The organism is Vogesella perlucida, from assembly GCF_979366545.1.
Genome location: NZ_CEETRO010000005.1, coordinates 284,356 through 300,375 on the forward strand (window position 1 = coordinate 284,356; position 16,020 = coordinate 300,375).

Consider the following 16,020-nt stretch of genomic DNA (forward strand, 5'->3'; position numbering starts at 1 on the left):
TATCACCAGGGCGGCTACCCGCTGCCCGAGAACAACTAGGGACATAAAATGAAAGTTTTCTACGACAAAGACGCTGACCTCTCCATCATCAAAGGCAAGCAGGTCGCCATCATCGGTTACGGCTCGCAAGGCCACGCCCACGCCCAGAACCTGAAAGAATCCGGCGTGAACGTGATCGTCGGCCTGCGCAAAGATGGCGCATCGTGGAAAAAAGCTGAAGCAGCCGGTCACCAGGTAAAAGAAGTTGCCGAAGCCGTGAAAGCGGCCGACGTGGTAATGATCCTGCTGCCGGACGAATCGCAGCCGGACGTGTACTACAAGGAAATCGCGGCCAACATCAAGCACGGCGCAGCCCTGGCGTTTGCCCACGGCTTCAACGTGCACTACAACCAGATCGTGCCGCGTGACGACCTGGACGTGATCATGGTTGCCCCGAAAGGCCCGGGCCACACCGTGCGTTCCGAGTACGTGAAGGGTGGTGGTGTACCAACCCTGATCGCTGTGTACCAGGACAAATCCGGCAAAGCCCGTGACATCGCCCTGTCCTATGCTGCAGCCAACGGCGGCACCAAAGGCGGCGTGATCGAAACCAACTTCCGTGAAGAAACCGAAACCGACCTGTTCGGCGAGCAAGCCGTACTGTGCGGCGGTGCCGTAGAGCTGGTAAAAGCCGGTTTCGAAACCCTGACCGAAGCCGGTTACGCCCCGGAAATGGCCTACTTCGAATGTCTGCACGAACTGAAACTGATCGTGGACCTGATGTACGAAGGCGGCATCGCCAACATGAACTACTCCATCTCCAATAACGCGGAGTATGGCGAGTACGTGACTGGCCCGGAAGTGGTGACCTCCGCCACCAAGGAAGCCATGAAAAAGGCCCTGTACCGCATCCAGTCCGGCGAATACGCCAAGATGTTCATCCTGGAAGGCAAGACCAACTACCCGAGCATGACTGCCCGCCGCCGCCTGAATGCCGATCACCCGATCGAGAAGGTAGGTGCCGAGCTGCGCGCCATGATGCCTTGGATCGCCAAGAACAAACTGGTAGACCAATCCAAGAACTAAGCCTCGCGGCATTGTTCTGACAAACCGGGCCCTGTGCCCGGTTTTTTCATGCGTGGCCGCCGTGGCTTGGGGCTGGCCGCCAAAGCGCCGTACAATGTCCGATTCTTGGCCCGTGCGGCCAACCTACTGTTTATTTGTGACGGGAAACCCATGCATCACGATCCTGTACCTGCCAAGCCCTCGCTGCGCCGCCAGGGTATTTACCTGCTGCCGAATTCGTTTACCCTGGCCGCGCTGTTTGCCGGCTTTTACGCCATCGTGCAGGCCATGAACCAGCGTTTCGAGCTGGCGGCCGTGGCCATTTTCATTGCCATGATTCTGGACGGCATGGACGGCCGCGTGGCACGCATGACGCACAGCCAGAGCGCCTTCGGTGCCGAGTTTGATAGCCTGTCGGATATGGTGAGCTTTGGCGTGGCACCGGCGCTGGTGGCCTACGAGTGGCTGCTGAAAGACCTGGGCAAGCTGGGCTGGATGGTGGCGTTTATCTACTGTGCCGGTGCGGCGCTGCGTCTGGCGCGTTTCAATACCATGGTCGGCACGGCGGATAAGCGCTGGTTTACCGGCCTGCCCAGCCCGGCGGCGGCCGCGCTGGTGGCGGGGCTGGTGTGGATTTGCCACGCCTATGGTTACCAGCAGCTACCCGGCCTGCACTGGTTAGCGCTGGCGTTTACCGCGTTTGCCGGTATCACCATGGTGACCAATGTGAAGTACTGGAGCTTCAAGGAAATCCACCTGCGCCGTCGCGTGCCGTTCGTGATGCTGTTGGGTTTGGTGGTGGTGTTGCTGTTGCTGATGTCGGAGCCGCCGCTGGTGCTGTTCGGCTTCTTTGTCTGCTACGCGCTGTCGGGTTACGTCATGGCATTGCTGAGCTTGGTGCGCAAATCACCACCATCGGCCGCCAGCTAAGTCGCTTGGCCCCAGTACACAAACCGCCTTCGGGCGGTTTTTTTATGGTGGGTAGTACGGGCTTGGTGTGTGCTTGTCTTTTTATGATCAATATTCTACAAATTGTCCAATAATTTGCATTGGACACTATTTTGCAACACGATATTCAGCAAAATGTTGCACTGCGTTTGACAAATTGTCGTCGAATTTGTATCGTGAACCCATAACAAGACAGGAGTGGCAGCATGCAATTGGACATCGAACGTCTAATCGAGGATTTTGGTGGCCCCGGTACGCTCGCGGAAGCGTTGACGGCGGCCTTTCCCGATGAGCCGGTGTCCCGTGCGGCCATCTACAAATGGCGCGAGCGCGGCACTTTGCCGCTGGCACAGCTGAATAAACTGGCCAAACTCGCCGCCGATCAGGGCAAGCGTTTCGATTTCAACGACTATCTGGCCGGGGCACAACCCGCGGCACAATGGAGATCACCAGACATGGGCGACCGTCTTTACATTTTCGATACCACCCTGCGTGACGGCGAGCAGTCGCCCGGCGCAGCCATGACCAAAGAAGAAAAAGTACGTATCGCCCGCCAGCTGGAACGCCTGGGTGTGGACGTGATCGAGGCCGGTTTTGCTGCTGCCAGCCCGGGTGATGCCGACGCGATCCGCGCCATTGCCGAAGTGGTGAAAGAGTCCACCGTCTGTAGCCTGGCCCGTGCCAACGAGCGCGACATCCGTGCAGCCGGCGAAGCCATCGCCCCGGCCCCGAGAAAACGCATTCACACCTTCATCGCCACCAGCCCAATCCACATGGAGAAAAAGCTGCGCATGACGCCGGACGAAGTGGTGCAAGCTGCCGTGAAGGCCGTCAAACTGGCACGCGAGTACACCGACGACGTGGAATTCTCCGCCGAAGATGCGCTGCGCTCCGACATCGACTTCCTCGCCCGCATTTTTGGCGAAGTCATCAAAGCAGGCGCCACCACGCTGAACGTGCCGGATACCGTGGGTTATGCCGTACCGAAAGTAACCGAAGCGTTCTTCCGCGAGCTGATCGCCAAAACCCCGGGTGGTGACAAGGTGATCTGGTCTGCCCACTGCCACAACGATCTGGGCATGGCCGTGGCCAACAGCCTGGCCGCTGTATTGGGCGGTGCCCGCCAGGTGGAATGCACCATCAACGGCCTGGGCGAGCGCGCCGGTAATGCCGCGATCGAAGAAATCGTGATGGCGGTGCGTACCCGCAAAGACGTGTTCGGTGTGGAAACCGGCGTGGATGCAACCCAGATCGTACCGGCATCCAAACTGGTATCCACCATCACCGGCTACCCGGTGCAGCCGAACAAGGCCATTGTGGGTGCCAACGCCTTTGCCCACGAGTCCGGCATTCACCAGGACGGCGTGCTGAAGCACCGCGAAACCTACGAAATCATGTCGGCCGAGTCGGTAGGCTGGACCGCCAACCGCCTGACGCTGGGCAAACTGTCTGGCCGTAATGCCTTCCGCACCAAGCTCACCGCGCTGGGCATTGTGCTGGAAAGCGAAGAAGCGCTGAACGCTGCTTTTGCCCGCTTTAAAGAACTGGCTGACAAAAAACGCGAGATTTTCGACGAAGATCTGCACGCGCTGGTGTCCGACCAGCTGGTGGCGGCCGAGCAGGAAGACTACAAATTCCTGTCGCTGAAAGTGACTACCGAAACCGGCGAAGAGCCGCAGGCGCAGATCGTCTTTGTGGAGCGTGGTAACGAGCACCGCGCCGAATCCAGCGGTTCCGGCCCGGTAGATGCCGCCTTCAAGGCCATCGAGAGCGTAGTGAAGAGCGAAGCCGAGCTGGAGCTGTACTCGGTGAACGCCATCACCAAGGGCACCGAATCGCAGGGCGAAGTGACCGTGCGCCTGGCCAAAGACGGCCGCATCGTTAACGGTCAGGGTGCCGATACCGACATTATCGTGGCCAGCGCCAAGGCGTACCTGGCTGCACTGAACAAGCTGTCCAGCAAGACCGAGCGCGTGCACGCGCAAGGCCCGGTGTAACAGCAAAGCGCGCGCACGCGTTGCGGCAGGCCACCCTACCGGGCAGGGTTGGCCGCAGCGCGAAAGATCAAAGGCTCACAAGGCCGCCCCATTTGGCCCTTGCCCCCACCACGGCAGGCGCTGACAGCCGACCCACGAGGTCGGCCTTGTCGCGTCTGCCGTTTTGCTTGTTGCCTGTATGGCTGTGGTAAACCGGGCAACAAGATGCCGCTTGTTTGACTTGGCGCGACTACCTTTAAATACTACCTAATGAATGAGTTTATTGATTCGTGATATGTTAACCATATATCCAAAACTATATGGTTGAAGCAAAGCATGAGCGCATTCGCACGAGTGGTTGTTCTGGGCAGCCTGGCACTGCTGGCCGCCTGTTCTGGCACCAAGTACGCGTATCAAAAAGAAGCTTTTGATACCAAAGGTCCATTTGACCGGCACTTCAATGCGCCGAAAGCCGTGGTCTACCAGGCCATGAAGCGCGTGGCGCTGCGCCAGGGTTTTGCCGTAGAAAAAGACGCCGCGGAAAACCATGCCCTGGTAGTGTCCAAGCAGTACCAGCAAGACAATCTGAATACCCTGCTGACCATTTCCGGCATTGTGACCGGTGCCGGCAATACGTCCGATGCCTGGATTGCCGCGCAAGAGGTGACGCTGAAAAGCCACGAAACCAAGCAGACCACGTCGGTAGGTTTCCTGAGCTTGTCCATTCCCATCCCTACCGGCACCACCGCGACGCTGACCAAAGAGCGCGGTGAGACGGTGGTCGACCCGGTGTTCTACGAGCGCATGTTTGCTTCTATCGAAAAAGAAGTGCCGAATGTGCGTGCCCAACTGGAAAGCCAGAAGCAGGAAGACGACGCCCGTCTGCGTAGCGAAATAGAGCAGAAGCTGCGTATCGAGATGGAAATCAAGGCCCGTCTGGAAGCCGAACGTGCCGCCAAACTGGAAGCAGAGCAACAAGCCAAGCTGCAAAAGCAGGCTGCGGAAGCGGCTGCGGCCAACCCTGCGCCAGTACCGGTGGCGACCCCGGTAGCCACGCCGGCAGTCACCCCAGTCGTTACGCCAGCTGTGGCACCGGCAAGCAGTTCTGCTGCCCCCGCCGCGGCCACAGTAAGCGGTAGCTAAGCCAGCCTGCTTGTGGTCGCCATGCCCAAGCCACCACGCCGCGGGTGTTACCTGCGGCTTGGTGGCTTTGGTTTTACGTGCCGTGCGCTTATAGTGCCGCTACTTTCTAGCAAGGAGCAGCCATGGGCCAGGCATTTTTCATTACCGGTACCGATACCGAAATCGGCAAGACCCACAGTGCGGTAAAGCTGGCGCAGCACTACCAGGCACAGGGCCTGCGTGTGCTGGCCATGAAACCGGTGGCCAGTGGCTGCGAGGTGTTGCCCGACGGCAGCTGGTACAACGACGACGTGGCGCGGCTGTGCGCTGCCACCGGCCAGACCGACACGGCGCTGATGAACCCGTATCGCTTTTTGCCGCCGGTATCACCGCATATCGCGGCACGGCAGGCGGGTGTTACCGTGTCGCTGGATGTGCTGGCCGACCATGCCCAAAGGTTGGCCGCAGACTGCGACGTGCTGCTGGTGGAAGGGGCGGGCGGCTGGATGGCCCCGCTACGCGACGACTGCCTGATGCAGGACCTGGCACGCCACCTGGGTCTGCCGGTGATTCTGGTAGTGGGCATGCGTCTGGGCTGCATCAACCACGCGCTGCTGACGGCGCAGGCTATCCGCGCGGCAGGCTGCGAGCTGGCCGGCTGGGTGGCCAACCGGGTGGTGCCGAACCAGCAGGCATTCGAGGATAATCTGGCCACGCTGGTACAGCACCTGGGCGAGCCTTTGCTGCTGCTGCCGTACGAACAGCCGGCCTAGGTTGTTGCGCTGCAATATGCGGCGTACTTGTATTTATATTGCCAGCAGCTAAGCTGCCTGCAGAGCAGCCCGACATACGAAGGCTGCCACCCGGGGTTCCCGGCCAACACGAGATGCGGGGGTGCCAGCCCCCGGCAGGGTGCAAGGGGTGCGACGCCCCTTGCTGTCCTGCCCGGTTCATGCCAGCTGTTTTTGTACGGGTTCCCTCATGCCAGATCATCATTCCGCCCCCCCTTCATTTTTTATCCTGCTGCTCAAATTGCTGCTGCTGCTGTGCGTGCTGGGCATGTTGGCCGCAGGCTTGTCGCCTTTGTATCAGGCGTTCATGCGTCTGACCGGCCTGGGTGAAAAGGTACCGGCACAGGCCGTGCAGGCCAGCCAGCCGGTGTGGCTGAGTATGGATGAAACGGCACCCGGCCAGGCATGGCAGGTGCGCCCGCTGCAGGGCCCGCAGCAGGTCAAGCCTGGGCAGTTTGTGTAGCTGATGGTAGAGGTGCGCAATAACCAGCCGCATTTTGCCGCCATGCAGGCGCTGCAGGTGTACCAGCCGGTTTCTGCTGCTACGTATGTGCAAAAGCTCGACTGTTTCTGTTTCTCGCTGCAGTTGTTCTCGCCCGGCCAGGTGCGCCGTTTCCCTGTGGTACTGGTGATCGGCAAGCAGCTACCGGCGCAGCTGCGCCGCATAAGCTTGTCGTACCAGATACAGGATCAGCCGGCATGACCTGCCCATCCCCCCGGCGGGCTTGGCTGGCGCGCTATCGGCCACGTTGGCAGCTGGCCGACTGGGTCACCGCGGCGATTGTGCTGGGGGCTGGGCTGGTAATCCTTTTGTTGCTGGTATGGCATTACTGCCTGGCGTGATGGCCGCCAGCGTGCTGGTGTTATGCCGCGCCGGCCACTAAGGTAAGAGCGTCTTTTCCATTCTATGGCCCCCTTCATGTCCAAGCTTGCTGCCCTGCGTACCCCGTGTTGGCGATGTGTCTTGCCGTGGTTGGCGCTGGTGGCGCTGTGCTGGGCGCTATGGCAGTGGCAGCAGGGCGTGCAGGCTGGTCAGCAGCAGGTAGCATTTGCCCGTGCGGCCAACTTGCCGCCGCAGGCGTTGGCTGAGGTGGCGCAGGGGGCGGTGCCGCAGGGGCAGCGTGTGTGGCTGGCGGTGCGGGATAGCGCGGCTAGCGTGCGCATTGCCAATGCCCGGCTACAGGGCAGGGAAGGGGTGCGGCAATGGCAGGCGGTGCAATTGGCCGACGGTAGCTGGGTGGTGGTAGATCGCGGCTGGTTGGCCAGGCCGGCTGGTGTGTTGTTACTGCCCTTGCCCACCGGGCGTTTGCTGGGCCGCTGGGTACCCCGCCCGCCCACGCCGGCGGCGCCCCCGGCCAGACTGGGGCTAAGCGGGGAGGTGGACGGCCTGGACTGGCCCGCGCTGGCCGCTCAGCTACCCGGGCCGCTGCGCCAGGGGCTGGTGGTGCTGGACCCGGCACTGCGCCCGCATACCAGTTGGCCGGTTACTGCTACGGCTGACCCTGCCTGGCACTATCGGCAGGCGGCACTGGCTTTGCTGCTGGCCTTGCTGCTGTTAGTGCTATCACGCCTGTTGCCCCGCCGTTTTGCTTGATCCATCCGCTTGCCGCCGGGTGCGGCTACGCCTATGCTGCTGCCCGTTCCCTGCTGTGTGATGTGGCCAGCCGGGCTGAATCAACGCTATTTTGCTGGTGAGCTTCCCCATGAAACCGTTTGGCAAACTATTGGCTGTGGCAGCGCTAGGCTTGTCTTTGCTGGCTTGTACGCCAGCTGAAACCTTGTCTTTCAAGGGCACGGATATCAGTACCGCCGATTTTGGCCAGCCCTTTACCCTGACCGGGCAGGATGGCAAGCCGCATAAGCTGGCCGATTATCAGGGCAAGGCGGTGGCACTGTTTTTTGGCTATACCCACTGCCCGGATATCTGCCCGACCACCATGCTGGAATACCAGCAGGTGATGAAGCTGCTGGGCAAGGACGCCGACCGCGTGCAGGTGCTGTTTGTCAGCATTGACCCACAGCGCGATACACCGCCGGTGCTGGCGGGCTATGTGCCGTTTTTCGATAAGCGCTTCATGGGGCTGACTGGCAGCCCGTCGCAGGTGCAGGCGGTGGCCAGCCAGTACAAGATCGTGGCGCAGCGCCAGGCGCGCAAGGATGGTAGTTACACGATGGACCACAGCGCGGGCAGCTATTTGTTCGATACCCGGGGCCAGTTGCGTGTTTATGTGCCTTATGGCACACCGTCGGCGGATATCGCGCATGATTTGCAGCAGCTGTTGCGCTAGACTTGGGTGTCTTTTTAGCCAGTAGCTGGCAGCGGATAAGCAGATTGTGACTGAAGAAAAACATAGCGGCAGCGAGCCCGCAGACCTGTCCCGGTTTACCCTGTCCTCACGGGCCGAGATCGTGCAGCACTTGCGCGCGATTATCGCGCTGCGGCAGAACGTAACGGTGTTTTCCAACAAGGGTAAGTCGTTCATCATTACCCGGCTGCTGGATATCGACCCGCAGCGTGGCGTGATGGTGCTGGACTGGGGCGCGAAAGAGCACGAAAACCGCATGTTGCTGCAAAGTGAGCGCAACGTGTTTGTCAGCGCCCCGTCGGGTGTCAAAACCCAGTTCGCTACCGGCGAAGTACGCGAAATCAGTTTTGAAGGCGCGCCCGCGTTTGAAGCTCCGCTGCCGGAGCAGGTGATCCGGCTGCAGCGCCGCGACTTTTTCCGTATCCATACCCCGGTGGCGCAGCCGGTGATCTGCCGGCTGTCTGATCACCCGGAGGGGGAAAAGCTTATCCCCCTGTTTGACATCAGTCTGGGGGGGATGGCGCTGACGCTGACGCCGGCGCAGGCGGGCTGGCTGAGCGAGGGCATGGTGTTGCGGCAGGCGGTGATCGAGCTCAAACCGTTTGGTACCTTGCAAGTAGGCGTAGAAGTGCGCCACATCATCAAGATGCAGCTGAAAAATGGCCTGGAAATGCTGCGCGCGGGCTGTTTGTTCCAAGGGATGAACACGCCGCGCGAAACGCTGGTGCAGCGCTATATCGCGCAGCTTGAGCGGGAGCGCCGTGCTCTGGTACGCTGAGGCCAACCTATTGCAACGCAGCACGCCATCATGACCCTGACCATTGCCCTGTCCAAGGGCCGCATTTTTGAAGAAACCCTGCCCTTGTTGGCCGCGGCAGGCATTGTGCCCGCCGAAGCGCCCGAATCGTCGCGCAAGCTCATCATCGGTACCAACCGTCCCGACGTACAGCTGGTGATCGTGCGCGCCTCCGACGTGCCCACTTACGTGCAGTACGGCGCGGCCGACCTGGGCATTGCCGGGCGCGACGTGCTGATCGAGCACGGTGGTGCCGGCCTGTACCAGCCGCTGGACCTGAACATTGCCAAGTGCAAGATGATGGTGGCGGTGGAAAACGGCTTTGACTACGAGGCTGCCGTCAAGCACGGTGCCCGCCTGAAAGTGGCCACCAAATACCCGCAGATCGCCCGCGAGCACTTTGCCGCCAAAGGCGTGCACGTCGACATCATCAAGCTGTACGGCTCCATGGAGCTGGCCCCGCTGGTGGGCCTGGCCGACGCCATCGTCGACCTGGTCTCCACCGGCGGCACGCTGAAGGCCAATAACCTGGTGGCGGTAGAGCACATCATCGATATCAGCTCGCGTCTGGTGGTGAACCAGGCGGCGCTGAAACTCAAGTACGACACCATCCAGCCCGTGCTGGATGCCTTCGCTGGCGCCGTCCAGCCGTAACTGTCCCCGCTGCGGCCAACCTTGTGGTGGGTCGCGGCCCCCGGAGCCGCACGCATGCAACGCCTGTCTTCTACCCAAGCCGACTTTGACGCCCGCCTGAAAGCCCTGCTGGCGTTTGAAACCGCCCAGGACCCCGCCGTGGATACGGCCGTCGCCGCCATCTGCGAAGACGTCAAAGCCCGTGGTGACGCCGCGGTGGTGGAATACACCAACCGCTTCGACCGCATGAACGCTGCCAGCATGGCCGAGCTCACCCTCAGCCGCGAAGCGCTGCAAGCCGCGCACGACCGCCTGCCGGGCCACGTGCGCGAGGCACTGGTGGCGGCGGCCGAGCGCGTACGCCGCTACCACGAGAAGCAGCTGGCGCATTCCTGGAGCTACGAGGACGAAGACGGCACCCTGCTGGGCCAGCAAGTCACCCCGCTGGACCGCGTAGGTATCTACGTACCTGGCGGCAAGGCAGCCTACCCCAGCTCGGTATTGATGAATGCCATGCCGGCCAAAGTGGCCGGTGTGGGTGAAATCATCATGGTGGTGCCTACGCCCAATGGCGAGCAGAACGACCTGGTGTTGGCCGCAGCGTACATTGCCGGCGTGGACAAGGTCTTTACCTGTGGCGGCGCCCAGGCCGTGGCCGCGCTGGCCTACGGTACCGAGAGCGTGCCGCAAGTAGACAAGATCACCGGGCCGGGCAATGCCTACGTGGCCGCTGCCAAGCGCCGCGTGTTCGGCGTAGTGGGCATCGACATGGTGGCCGGCCCGTCCGAAATTCTGGTGATCTGCGATGGCGACACCGACCCGGACTGGATCGCCATGGACTTGTTCAGCCAGGCCGAGCACGACGAAATCGCCCAGGCCATCCTGCTGTGCCCGTCGGCCGACTACATCGCCCGCGTGGAAGCCAGCATCGCCAAGCTGCTGCCCGGCATGCCGCGCCGCGCCATCATCGAGCAGAGCCTGGCCAACCGTGGCGCGCTGATCCAGGTACGCGACCTGGCCGAAGCCTGCGAGATCTCGAATTACATTGCGCCGGAACACCTGGAGCTGTCGGTGGCCGAGCCCGATGCCTGGCTGCCCAGCCTGCGCCACGCCGGTGCCATCTTCATGGGGCGCTTTACCTCGGAAAGCCTGGGCGACTACTGTGCCGGCCCCAACCACGTGCTGCCCACCAGCCGCACCGCGCGTTTTGCCAGCCCGCTGGGGGTGTACGACTTCCAGAAGCGCAGCAGCCTTATCCGCGTGTCGCACGCCGGGGCGCAAAAGCTGGGCAAAATCGCCAGCATCCTGGCGCACGGCGAAGGCCTGACGGCACACGCCCGCGCGGCAGAATTACGCCTGGACGAATGAAAATTTAACGAAACTGGCCTACGCTCCAAAGCACAAGGAGCCAAACGCCAATGACACGTTATCTGGCCAGACTCTGTCTGGCCTTTCTTTTTGCCCAAGCCCACGCTGCTGCGCCCACAGTATTGTTGGTGGACAGCTATCACGCGGGCTACGCCTGGAGCCAGGCATGGCGTGGTGCGCTGATGCGCACGCTGGGCAGCTCGGTGCAGTTTTCTTATATCGAGCTCGATAGTAAACGCCAGCCCCGCGATCAGCTGGAACCCCGTGCCGAGCAGGTGTTGAGCCAGATCCGGCGTCAGCGGCCAGATCTGGTGGTGGTGGCGGACGACGCGGCACTGCGCTTTGTGGGCACCCGGCTGGCGGGCAGCAAGACACCGGTGGTGTACCTGGGCATCAACCAGAACCCGCGCCATTATCTGCAAGACCATGCGGCCAACGTTACCGGCGTACTGGAGCGGCCGTTGATACGCCGCAACGTGAACCTGATGCGCCAGATGGTGCCGGGTATACAGCGTGTTTTGCTGCTGTTTGATAATGACCTGACCTCGGAAGTGCTGCAGGAAGAGCTGTTCGGCCGTGCCAGCAGCCTGCAGGATGGCAGTGTGCAGATCGATCTGGTACGCGCCATCGACTACGCCGACTGGCAGCGCCAGGTCAGCCAGGCCGGTAGCCGCTACCAGGCCATCTGGACCGGCCTGTACCAGACCCTGCGCGACAGCAACGGCAAAGTCGTGGCAGATAGCGAAGTTATTGCCTGGACAGCCGCCAATAGCAAGCTACCGCTGTTTGCGTTCTGGGATTTTGCCATCGGGGCGGACAAGGCTATTGGCGGGCTGGTGTTGTCCGGAAGTGACCAGGGTAGCTTGGCCGCAGGCCTGGTGCGGCAGATCCTGTTTCAGCGCCGCCAGCCCGGCAGCCTGTTTCCGCTGAACGGGGGCAACGGCCGGCTACTGTTCAGCCGTGGTGCGCTGCAGCGTTTTGGCCTTACCCTGCCGCCAGCCTGGGCCGGGCAAGTGCAGCTGATCGAGTAGCCGACCCGACAGAATCCGGTTAGGATGACGGTTCTGTGAATTGATTGCGTCGGGCGTTGCCGGCAGTTCCAACCGGCCCCGCCGGTATTGAAATGTCGAGCAAAATGTCTATACAGCAGTGGTTCCGTCCCGATGTCCTGGCCATGCAGGCCTACCATGTTGCCGATGCAACGGGCTATCTCAAGCTCGATGCAATGGAAAACCCCTACCGTTTGCCCGAATCGCTGCGTGCCGAGCTAGGCCAGCTGCTGGCCGAGGTGGCGCTAAACCGCTACCCGGACCCGCACGGCGATGGCCTGAAAGACCAGCTCAAGGCGGCTTTTGCCATCCCTGCCGCTGCCGATGTGGTACTGGGTAATGGCTCCGACGAGCTGATTACCCTGCTGACCCAGGCGCTGCCCGCCGATAGCGTGGTGCTGGCGCTGGAGCCTTCCTTCGTGATGTATCGCATGAACGCCCAGCTGTCGCGCATGCGTTACGTGGGCGTGCCGCTCAACGATGATTTCAGCTTGAATCTGGACGCCACCCTGGCCGCCATCGCCGCGCACCAGCCCGCTGTGGTGTTCGTGTCCTACCCCAACAACCCCACCGGCCCGCGTTTTGCCCGCCAGCAGGTAGAGGCCATTCTGGCTGCCGCGCCGGGCCTGGTGGTGGTGGACGAGGCCTACCAGGCCTTTGCCGCCGATACCTTCATGGATCTGGCCGGCCAGCACCCGCAGCTCATCGTGATGCGTACGCTGTCCAAGATCGGCCTGGCTGGCCTGCGTCTGGGCTACGCTGCCGGTACGCCGGAGGTGATCGCCCAGCTGGACAAGGTGCGCCCGCCGTACAACGTGAACGTGCTGACCCAGGCCGCCGCCAAGTTTGCCCTGCGCCACCTGGACGTATTCGACGCCCAGGCGGCCGAGCTGCGCGCCGAGCGTAGCCGCCTGGCTGCTACGCTGTCAGCGTATGCGCAGTGCACGGTATTTCCGTCCGAGGCCAACTTTGTCACCGTACGCGTACCGGATGCCCCGGCGCTGTTTGCTGCACTGAAAGCCGCCGGCATCCTGGTGAAAAACCTGCACGGTTACCACCCGCTGTTGCAACACTGCCTGCGCCTGACCGTGGGCAGCCCCGATGAAAACACGGCCGTGCTTGCGGCCATCGATTCCTTTTTTGCCTGAACCCCCATGCGCACCGCTACCGTTACCCGCAATACCCTGGAAACCCAGATCACCATCAGCCTGAACCTGGATGGTACCGGCGTTGGCCGCTTTGATACCGGCGTGCCGTTTCTCGACCACATGATGGACCAGATCGCCCGCCATGGCCTGATCGACCTGGACGTGCACGCACGCGGCGACCTGCATATCGATGCCCACCACACCGTGGAAGATATCGGCATCACGCTGGGCCAGGCATTTGCCAAGGCCATCGGCGATAAAAAGGGCATCCGCCGCTACGGCCACGCCTACGTGCCGCTGGACGAGGCGCTGTCGCGCGTGGTGATCGACCTGTCCGGCCGCCCCGGCCTGGAATATCACATCCCGTTTACCCGCGCCTGTATCGGCAGCTTCGACGTGGACCTGTTCAGCGAGTTTTTCCACGGCTTTGTGAACCACAGCATGGTGACGCTGCACATCGACAACCTGCGCGGTGTCAACAGCCACCACCAGGCCGAAACCGTGTTCAAGGCCTTTGGCCGCGCGCTGCGCATGGCGGTAGAGGTAGACGAACGCATGGCCGGCCAAACGCCGTCCACCAAAGGGACGCTGACCGCATGAAAGTAGCCGTCATCGATTACGGCATGGGCAACCTGCACTCGGTGCTCAAGTCTGTACAGTATGTAAATGATATTGGTGCCGACATTTTCCTGACCTCCGACCCGGAGCAGGTGGTGGCCGCCGACAAGGTGATCTTCCCCGGCCAGGGCGCCATGCCGGACTGCATGCGCGAGCTGAACGGCTATGGCCTGGCTGACGCTGTGCGCGAAACCACGCGGACCAAGCCGTTTTTCGGTATCTGCGTGGGCGCCCAGCTGCTGTTTGACCACAGCGAAGAAGGCGATACGCCAGGGCTGGGCATTTTCCCGGGGCAGGTAAAACGTTTTGCGGCCAACTTGCTGGATGCACAGGGCGAGCGCCTGAAGGTGCCGCATATGGGCTGGAACCGCGTGTTCCAGCAGCGTGCCCACCCGCTGTTTGCCGGTATCGAGGATGGCGAGCGTTTCTATTTTGTGCACAGTTACCACTTTGCACCGGCCAGCAGCGCCATCACGCTGGCTGAAAGCGAGTATCCCGAACGGTTTTCCTGTATTGTCGGTGATGGCAATATATTCGCCACGCAGTTTCACACCGAAAAGAGCCACCGTGCCGGTCTTCAGATGATGAAGAATTTCCTGGCGTGGGATGGCACTGTTTAACTTACCGTAGATCTTCCGCACCATGCTGCTGATACCCGCTATCGACCTCAAGGACGGTCAATGCGTACGCCTGAAACAAGGCGTAATGAGTGACGCCACCGTATTTTCCGATGACCCAGTAAAGGTTGCGCTGCATTGGCGTGATCAGGGCGCCCGTCGCCTGCATCTGGTTGATCTGAACGGTGCCTTTGCTGGCAAACCGAAAAACCTGTCGGTCATCCGCGACATTCTGGCTGCCGTCGGTGACGACATGCCGGTACAACTGGGTGGTGGCATCCGCGATCTGGACACCATCGAAAAGTACTTCGACCTGGGGCTGAAGTACGTGATTATCGGCACCGCCGCGGTGAAAAACCCCGGCTTCCTGCACGATGCTTGCGATGCCTTCCCGGGGCAGGTGATTGTGGGCCTGGACGCCAAAGACGGTATGGTTGCCATCGATGGCTGGGCCAAAGTCACCGGCCATAACGTGATCGACCTGGCCAAACGCTTCGAAGACTACGGTGTGAACTCGGTGATCTACACCGACATCGGCCGCGACGGCATGATGAATGGCGTGAACATCGAAGCCACCGTCAAGCTGGCGCAGGCGCTGACCGTGCCGGTTATCGCCTCCGGCGGTCTCACAGACCTGGAAGACGTACGCAAGCTGTGCGAGGTGGAAGCCGAGGGCATTGAAGGTGCCATTACCGGCCGTGCCATCTACGAAGGCAGCATCGATTTTGCCGCCGCACAGGACCTGGCCGACGAACTGTCCGAAGCCTAACCCCTGCGTTGGCCGCCTGCCACCCGGCATGCGGCCAACCTTCTGCTGTTTTTCATCATGTCTCTAGCCAAACGTATCATCCCCTGTCTCGACGTGACTGCCGGTCGCGTGGTGAAGGGTGTCAATTTTGTCGGCCTGCGCGACGCCGGTGACCCGGTAGAAATCGCCAAACGTTACAACGAACAAGGCGCCGACGAGCTTACTTTCCTCGACATTACCGCCAGCTCCGACGACCGCGACCTGATCCTGCACGTGATCGAATCGGTTGCCGAGCAAGTATTCATTCCGCTGACCGTGGGCGGCGGCGTGCGCCAGGTGGCCGATATCCGCCGCTTGCTGAACGCCGGGGCGGACAAGGTCAGCATCAATACCGCTGCGGTCACTAACCCGGATCTGGTCAAAGAAGCTGCCGACAAGTTTGGCAGCCAGTGCATTGTGGTGGCGGTGGACGCCAAGGCGGTGACGCCAGAAAACGACCGCTGGGAAATTTTTACCCACGGTGGCCGTAAACCTACCGGCCTGGACGCGGTCGAATGGGCTGCACGCATGGCCGAATACGGCGCTGGCGAGATTTTGCTCACCAGCATGGACCGTGATGGCACCAAGATCGGCTTTAACCTGCCGCTGACACGCGCAGTGTCAGACGCGGTGCCGATTCCGGTGATTGCATCGGGCGGGGTAGGGAACCTGCAGCATCTGGTGGAAGGGGTCACGCTGGGCAAGGCCGACGCGGTACTGGCGGCCAGTATTTTCCACTTTGGCGAGTACACGGTGCGCCAGGCGAAAGAAGCCATGCGTGCCGCCGGTATTGAAGTCCGTCTGTGAGGTTGGCCGC

At 61.5% G+C, this 16,020-nt stretch carries 19 protein-coding genes; all 19 read left to right on the forward strand.

All coding sequences use genetic code 11. From position 1 onward, the window contains the following. The first annotated feature begins 48 nt into the window (after positions 1-48). The 19 genes from ilvC (at position 49) to hisF (ending at position 16,010) form a co-directional block, all read left to right on the forward strand. Positions 49-1,065 carry a ketol-acid reductoisomerase gene (gene ilvC, locus ACZ9XP_RS09795; protein ID WP_017510297.1) on the forward strand — a complete coding sequence of 339 codons (1,017 nt, stop codon included), beginning with the start codon at positions 49-51 and terminating at the stop codon, positions 1,063-1,065. Positions 1,066-1,215: 150 nt separating this feature from the next. Further along, complete coding sequence (pssA, locus tag ACZ9XP_RS09800; protein WP_147686157.1) at positions 1,216-1,974, forward strand: CDP-diacylglycerol--serine O-phosphatidyltransferase; 759 nt, start codon at positions 1,216-1,218, stop codon at positions 1,972-1,974. 224 nt (positions 1,975-2,198) lie between these two features. Further along, on the forward strand, positions 2,199-3,989 hold the full coding sequence (locus ACZ9XP_RS09805; protein WP_147686155.1) for a 2-isopropylmalate synthase: 1,791 nt from the start codon (positions 2,199-2,201) through the stop codon (positions 3,987-3,989). Between the two features lie 315 nt (positions 3,990-4,304). Continuing rightward, positions 4,305-5,111: a DUF2242 domain-containing protein gene (locus ACZ9XP_RS09810; protein WP_147686153.1), complete on the forward strand. Its 807-nt coding sequence runs from the start codon at positions 4,305-4,307 to the stop codon at positions 5,109-5,111. Between the two features lie 122 nt (positions 5,112-5,233). Beyond that, on the forward strand, positions 5,234-5,863 hold the full coding sequence (gene bioD / locus ACZ9XP_RS09815; RefSeq protein ID WP_465188339.1) for a dethiobiotin synthase: 630 nt from the start codon (positions 5,234-5,236) through the stop codon (positions 5,861-5,863). A 208-nt stretch (positions 5,864-6,071) separates the two neighbouring features. Beyond that, positions 6,072-6,344, forward strand: coding sequence for a cytochrome c oxidase assembly protein (locus ACZ9XP_RS09820; RefSeq protein ID WP_147686148.1), 273 nt, complete (start codon positions 6,072-6,074; stop codon positions 6,342-6,344). Positions 6,345-6,347: 3 nt separating this feature from the next. After that, positions 6,348-6,584 (forward strand): cytochrome c oxidase assembly protein, encoded by a 237-nt coding sequence (locus ACZ9XP_RS09825; protein WP_147686146.1) that lies wholly within the window; start codon positions 6,348-6,350, stop codon positions 6,582-6,584. Next, entirely contained in the window at positions 6,581-6,724 is a 144-nt protein-coding gene (locus ACZ9XP_RS09830; RefSeq protein ID WP_170253680.1) for a hypothetical protein, read from the forward strand. Before ACZ9XP_RS09825 ends, ACZ9XP_RS09830 begins: the two co-directional genes overlap by 4 nt. Before the next feature lie 76 nt (positions 6,725-6,800). Next, complete coding sequence (locus ACZ9XP_RS09835) at positions 6,801-7,475, forward strand: SURF1 family cytochrome oxidase biogenesis protein (RefSeq protein ID WP_147686144.1); 675 nt, start codon at positions 6,801-6,803, stop codon at positions 7,473-7,475. A 109-nt stretch (positions 7,476-7,584) separates the two neighbouring features. Then, positions 7,585-8,169, forward strand: coding sequence for an SCO family protein (locus ACZ9XP_RS09840; RefSeq protein WP_147686142.1), 585 nt, complete (start codon positions 7,585-7,587; stop codon positions 8,167-8,169). Between the two features lie 46 nt (positions 8,170-8,215). Beyond that, positions 8,216-8,965 carry a flagellar brake protein gene (locus ACZ9XP_RS09845; RefSeq protein ID WP_147686140.1) on the forward strand — a complete coding sequence of 250 codons (750 nt, stop codon included), beginning with the start codon at positions 8,216-8,218 and terminating at the stop codon, positions 8,963-8,965. 30 nt (positions 8,966-8,995) lie between these two features. Then, positions 8,996-9,637 (forward strand): ATP phosphoribosyltransferase, encoded by a 642-nt coding sequence (hisG, locus tag ACZ9XP_RS09850; protein ID WP_147686138.1) that lies wholly within the window; start codon positions 8,996-8,998, stop codon positions 9,635-9,637. A gap of 54 nt (positions 9,638-9,691) precedes the next feature. Then, positions 9,692-10,984, forward strand: coding sequence for a histidinol dehydrogenase (hisD, locus tag ACZ9XP_RS09855; protein WP_147686136.1), 1,293 nt, complete (start codon positions 9,692-9,694; stop codon positions 10,982-10,984). Between the two features lie 50 nt (positions 10,985-11,034). Beyond that, positions 11,035-12,015, forward strand: coding sequence for an ABC transporter substrate-binding protein (locus ACZ9XP_RS09860; RefSeq protein ID WP_465188340.1), 981 nt, complete (start codon positions 11,035-11,037; stop codon positions 12,013-12,015). Between the two features lie 92 nt (positions 12,016-12,107). After that, positions 12,108-13,181, forward strand: a complete 1,074-nt coding sequence (gene hisC, locus ACZ9XP_RS09865; protein ID WP_465188341.1) for a histidinol-phosphate transaminase — start codon at positions 12,108-12,110, stop codon at positions 13,179-13,181. A gap of 6 nt (positions 13,182-13,187) precedes the next feature. Beyond that, complete coding sequence (hisB, locus tag ACZ9XP_RS09870) at positions 13,188-13,781, forward strand: imidazoleglycerol-phosphate dehydratase HisB (RefSeq protein ID WP_017510280.1); 594 nt, start codon at positions 13,188-13,190, stop codon at positions 13,779-13,781. Beyond that, positions 13,778-14,419 carry an imidazole glycerol phosphate synthase subunit HisH gene (gene hisH, locus ACZ9XP_RS09875; RefSeq protein ID WP_147686130.1) on the forward strand — a complete coding sequence of 214 codons (642 nt, stop codon included), beginning with the start codon at positions 13,778-13,780 and terminating at the stop codon, positions 14,417-14,419. The genes hisB and hisH overlap by 4 nt, the downstream gene beginning before the upstream one ends. Positions 14,420-14,441: 22 nt before the next feature. Then, positions 14,442-15,185: a 1-(5-phosphoribosyl)-5-[(5-phosphoribosylamino)methylideneamino]imidazole-4-carboxamide isomerase gene (hisA, locus tag ACZ9XP_RS09880; RefSeq protein WP_147686128.1), complete on the forward strand. Its 744-nt coding sequence runs from the start codon at positions 14,442-14,444 to the stop codon at positions 15,183-15,185. A 57-nt stretch (positions 15,186-15,242) separates the two neighbouring features. Further along, on the forward strand, positions 15,243-16,010 hold the full coding sequence (gene hisF / locus ACZ9XP_RS09885) for an imidazole glycerol phosphate synthase subunit HisF (protein WP_147686126.1): 768 nt from the start codon (positions 15,243-15,245) through the stop codon (positions 16,008-16,010). Positions 16,011-16,020: the final 10 nt, after the last annotated feature.